Here is a 4468-nt window from a genome sequence, read left to right as displayed (position 1 = left end):
AGTGAAGGACCATGAGCACGTCGGAGCGTCAGAACCTTTATGGCGAGGTTACCGCCAAGATCATCGCCGATCTGGAAGAAGGCAGGCTCCCATGGGTGCAGCCGTGGGATGCCTCGCGATTCCCTTGCACGATGCCGCACAATGGAGCGTCGGGTCGTGTCTATTCAGGCATCAATGTGCTGATCCTGTGGGCCTCGGGGATCGAACAGGGATATGGCTCACAGCGCTGTCTGACATTCAAGCAAGCCGAGAAGGCAGGCGGTCATGTCCGGCGCGGGGAGAAGGGAACGGTCATCTGCTATGCCGACCGCTTCACCCCCAAGGACGAAGCCGAGAAGGCACGGGGCGAGGATCGCGAGGCGCGGACCATTGCTTGCCTCAAGCGCTTCACCGTGTTCAATCTGGATCAGTGTGAGGGGCTGCCCGAGGAGCTGACCAGCATTCCGGCGGTGCCCGATCCCGTCATGGCGATTGCCGAGGCCGACCGCGTGATTGCCGCGACCGGTGCCGATTTCCGGATCGGTGGCGGCGAGGCGTTCTATTCGCCGGTACAGGACTATGTGCAGGTACCGCCGCAGGCTGCCTTTCATGATCCCATCAACTGGTACCGGACGGCGCTGCATGAGCTTGGGCATCACAGCGGCCATGTCAGCCGGTTGAACCGCGATCAGTCGGGCGCCTTCGGATCGGCTGCCTATGCCAAGGAAGAACTGTGTGCCGAGATGGCGGCCGCCTTCACCTGCACCTCGCTCGGCATCCAGCCCACGGTCCGGCACAGCGATTACATCGGCGCGTGGCTCGAAGTCATGCGCGCCGATGAGAAGGCGATCTTCCGGGCCGCGAGTGCCGCCAGCAAGGCGGCGGACTTTGTACTCTCGGGCGGGGAGGTGCGGTCATGACCGATCGGCTTCCACCCCATGTCTTTCGGCGGCGGGGCCATCGTGCCCTGCGCCGGATGACCGAGCGGCAACGCGCGATTTTCTGGGCCATGCGCTTCGAGGAGATCGGCTATTCCGAACTCGCCGAGCGGCATGGCATGAGCGCGGGCGAGGTCGAGGCCGAATTTGCAACGGCGCTCAAGATATTCTTGCGCACATTGCGTGAGCCCGAACCATGGTGGCTGCGGCTGTGGCCGTGGTGATCAACATGTCCCGCGTGATGGCTTGCAGTCCAATGACTTGCCATCGCGCGGCAAGCCCGACAGGGTAGAGACAATCATGCGCAGCGATCTCGATCATCTTCCCGCCAACAAGCAGCGCGAACTGGAACGCGTGCTCCAGCTCATCTTCGAGGAATTCGAAGACGCCTTCGCGCTCGCCAAGCACGAGTGGAAGAAGAAGGGCCGCATTCTCAAGGTTTTGCTCTACGGGTCATATGCGCGCGGCAACTGGGTCGACGAGCCGCACACCGCCAAGGGTTACAAGTCGGACTATGACCTGCTCATCATCGTCAACGACAAGCGGCTGACCGACCGCGTCAAATACTGGGCCAAGGTCGATGACCGGCTGATGCGCGAATACGGCATTGCCGGCACCATCAAGACCCCGGTCAATTTCATCGTGCACACCCTGCAAGAGGTGAACGACGGGCTCGCCCATGGGCGGTACTTTTTCATGGACGTGGCCCGCGACGGCATTGCGCTCTACGAGAGCGACGATATCGAACTGCACGAGCCCAAGCCCAAGACGCCGCATGCCGCGCTGGACATGGCGCGGGAGTATTTCGAGGAGTGGTACCCGAGTGCCATGCGCGCCCACGTTAATTTCGGCGACGACCTCAAGCGTGGCTGGAACAAGGACGCAGCCTTCATGCTGCACCAGGCCACAGAGAGACTGTACCACGCCGTTTTGCTCACAATTTGCTTCTATACGCCACATGTTCACAATCTGGCGTTCCTGCGGACGCAGGCCGAGCGGCTCGATGCCCGGCTGACCTACGTCTGGCCAACAGACAACCGCAAGCACCGGGCGATGTTTGAAAAGCTCAAGGAGGCCTACGTCAAGGCGCGCTACAGTAAGCACTACAGGGTCAGCGAAGAAGAGCTGACCTGGCTTGGCGAACGCGTCGAGGAACTGGGCCGCGTCGTCCACGAAATCTGCTCGGAACGCATCGCGCAGCTTGAAGCGACGGCGCGCGAGGCGGGTTGAATGGCCCGCCATCGAAGAGTTTCATTGCCGGAGATGAACGGCTATTCGTGATCGATGGGCAAGGGTGTTTTCATTCATCGGTCGGATTCCATCTACGACGACAGTCCGGCCGAACGATATCAATTTCCAAACCAGTACCTCGGGCGCGTGAGCGCCTGTGTCGGTGACTGGATCATCTATTACGAGCCGAGCAAGATCCAGGGCACGCGCGGCTACTTTGCCGCCGCGAAGGTCGCCCAGGTCGTGCCCGATCCCAAGGCGAAGGACATGTATCTGGCGCTGATCGAGCCGGGTACATATCTCGACTTCGTCAATCCTGTGCCGTTCAACGGCGTTCTCGGACTGGTCGAGCTTGGTGTGCTCAACGAGGCCGGTAAAATATCGGGCCGGGCACAGTCCGCAGTCCGCCCACTTTCAATTACGGATTTCAATCGCATCATCGATCTCGGCACTGCCGAGGAGGACGATTTTCTCCCGCGCGTCGATAGCGAGAGCGACAATTCCCTGCGCGAGGAGCGGACGCCCTTCCTTCACGAGATCGAGCGGGACCGTGTCGCCTACCTCGGATCGAGATTGGTGCGGGACCGGTTATTCCGCCGCCGCGTCGTCACCGCCTACGACGCACGGTGCGCGATAACAGGCCTCAAGCTCATCAACGGTGGTGGCAGAGCCGAGGTTGAAGCCGCCCACATTCGCCCCGTAGAACGAGGCGGCCCCGACATCGTCAACAACGGCCTGGCTCTGTCAGGAACGGTCCATTGGATGTTCGATCGCGGGCTCATCAGCCTGAAGGACGATTTGGAAATCCTGATCAGCCGGCAAGCGAACGATCCTGACGGCATTCGCTCGCTGGTCAATCGCACCGGTTTTGCGATGCCGCCTGTGAGGGGTGCAGACAGACCGCATCCCAGTTTCCTGTCCTGGCATCGCGAGAATTGTTTCAAGCACTGATCCCACGCGTTGACCGCCGGACGTTCAATTCGGTTTGTCTGAATGGGCCGCCGCGATTGATCCTTCATCGGCAAACTCTCGCAATCCACGCCGCCGCCAGAGCGCCAGTGCATGTTCGCGATCCGGCCCACGCAGTTTCGCCACTGCTTCGACCAGAAGTCCGAAGATTGCGGCGCGATCATCGTCGGTAAGTTCGACGATCCCAGCCTTCACTACAATGCCGCCGAGCTCGATCAGATGCCGCGTGCGTTCGCGCCGCTTCACTTGCCAGTCCCGGCGATCATGGCGCGCCTGCTTCGCCTGCAGCCGATGGCGCGCGGCCGTCGTCCTTCGCAGCGCCGCCCTGCTCGCGGCTAGTGCGACTGCCAGCGTCTTCGCGTTCCCCGCGAAAGAACGCAGCGCCCCGCTTGCGCCACGCCTCCCGCGCCGGGCGTTCTGCAGCGGCAGCATCGAGCAAGGCCCCGGCCAGTTCCTCGATGGTGAGTTCATCCGCGCCGGTCGCCATGACCAGCTCGCCGAGCTGGCTTTGCTTGCGGCTCTTCAGTTGCCTGGCCTTGTCACCCAGAGCTTTCAACTCGGCATCATAATCGCGGGGTTTGCGCATGGTTCGTCCCTTCCCTTGATGGAGCGGAACGAACCAATTATCGAGGTTCCCGATTAGTCACAACATCGTGAAATCTCCTGAGATTTCGCGTTCCCGAGACTGATGAAATCTTTCGAGGGCGCGCTTATACGTCGTGCCGACGTGCGCTTTTGAGTGTAAATGGATTGCCGTCATGGCGATCTACCACTTCTCGGCCAAAGTGATTTCCCGCGCCGTCGGCTCCTCGGCGGTGGCAGCGGCCGCCTACCGCTCGGCCTCGCGGCTGCGCGATGACCGGCTCGACCGGCACCACGACTTCTCGAACAAGGCCGGCGTTGTGCACAGCGAAGTGCTGCTGCCTGACGGCGCCCCCGAGGAATGGCGCGACCGCGAGCGTCTGTGGAACGACGTCGAGGCCGTGGAAGTGCGCAAGGACGCACAGCTTGCCCGCGAAGTCGAGTTCGCCATTCCCCGCGAGATGAGCCAGGCCGATGGCATCGAACTGGCGCGCGATTTCGTCCAAAAGGAGTTCGTCGATCGGGGCATGGTCGCTGATCTCAATGTTCATTGGGACATCGGGCCCGACGGCCTCGCCAAGCCGCATGCCCATGTGATGCTTGGGCTTCGCGAAGTCACCGACGAAGGCTTTGGCGCCAAGGTGCGCGACTGGAACAAGACCGAGTTCCTCACCCACTGGCGCGAAGCCTGGGCCGAACACGTCAACGAGAGGTTGGCCGAGCTCGATATCGACGCCCGGATCGATCACCGCTCGCTGGAAGCGCAGGGC

The 4468-nt window shown here is 61.8% G+C and carries 7 protein-coding genes; 5 read left to right on the top strand and 2 right to left on the bottom strand.

Annotated elements, in window-relative coordinates:
- Nucleotides 1–11 precede the first annotated feature (11 nt).
- From VMR39_RS04065 to VMR39_RS04050, 4 genes are all read left to right on the top strand, one after another.
- Complete coding sequence (locus tag VMR39_RS04065; RefSeq protein WP_325414605.1) at nt 12–899, top strand: ArdC family protein; 888 nt, start codon at nt 12–14, stop codon at nt 897–899.
- The gene (locus tag VMR39_RS04060; RefSeq protein WP_325414603.1) at nt 896–1141 is read left to right on the top strand and encodes a sigma factor-like helix-turn-helix DNA-binding protein; all 246 of its coding nucleotides are present in this window, start codon (nt 896–898) and stop codon (nt 1139–1141) included. The genes VMR39_RS04065 and VMR39_RS04060 overlap by 4 nt, the downstream gene beginning before the upstream one ends.
- A gap of 76 nt (nt 1142–1217) precedes the next feature.
- Nucleotides 1218–2147, top strand: coding sequence for a HEPN domain-containing protein (locus VMR39_RS04055; protein WP_325414601.1), 930 nt, complete (start codon nt 1218–1220; stop codon nt 2145–2147).
- Between the two features lie 54 nt (nt 2148–2201).
- The gene (locus VMR39_RS04050; protein ID WP_325414599.1) at nt 2202–3098 is read left to right on the top strand and encodes an HNH endonuclease; all 897 of its coding nucleotides are present in this window, start codon (nt 2202–2204) and stop codon (nt 3096–3098) included.
- 24 nt (nt 3099–3122) lie between these two features.
- Here the strand turns inward: VMR39_RS04050 and VMR39_RS04045 are convergent, their stop codons facing one another.
- Together VMR39_RS04045 and traD are read right to left on the bottom strand one after the other, a co-directional pair.
- Nucleotides 3123–3362, bottom strand: a complete 240-nt coding sequence (locus VMR39_RS04045; RefSeq protein WP_325414597.1) for a conjugal transfer protein TraD — start codon at nt 3360–3362, stop codon at nt 3123–3125.
- A gap of 16 nt (nt 3363–3378) precedes the next feature.
- Nucleotides 3379–3702, bottom strand: coding sequence for a conjugal transfer protein TraD (gene traD, locus VMR39_RS04040; protein ID WP_325414595.1), 324 nt, complete (start codon nt 3700–3702; stop codon nt 3379–3381).
- A gap of 172 nt (nt 3703–3874) precedes the next feature.
- Here traD and mobQ point away from each other — a divergent pair.
- Nucleotides 3875–4468 (top strand): MobQ family relaxase (gene mobQ, locus VMR39_RS04035; protein ID WP_325414593.1); only part of this gene is annotated, 594 nt, incomplete at its 3' end.

The organism is Sphingobium sp. (assembly GCF_035511395.1).
GTDB lineage: Bacteria > Pseudomonadota > Alphaproteobacteria > Sphingomonadales > Sphingomonadaceae > Sphingobium.
Note: the sequence above shows the minus strand (reverse complement) of the source record. Positions and strands in the feature narration are given on the sequence as shown.

Coding starts and splice junctions, on each gene's coding strand:
- VMR39_RS04065 (WP_325414605.1), top strand. CDS start 12: ATGAGCACGTCGGAGCGTCAGAACCTTTATGGCGAGGTTACCGCCAAG.
- VMR39_RS04060 (WP_325414603.1), top strand. CDS start 896: ATGACCGATCGGCTTCCACCCCATGTCTTTCGGCGGCGGGGCCATCGT.
- VMR39_RS04055 (WP_325414601.1), top strand. CDS start 1,218: ATGCGCAGCGATCTCGATCATCTTCCCGCCAACAAGCAGCGCGAACTG.
- VMR39_RS04050 (WP_325414599.1), top strand. CDS start 2,202: ATGGGCAAGGGTGTTTTCATTCATCGGTCGGATTCCATCTACGACGAC.
- traD (WP_325414595.1), bottom strand. CDS start 3,702: ATGCGCAAACCCCGCGATTATGATGCCGAGTTGAAAGCTCTGGGTGAC.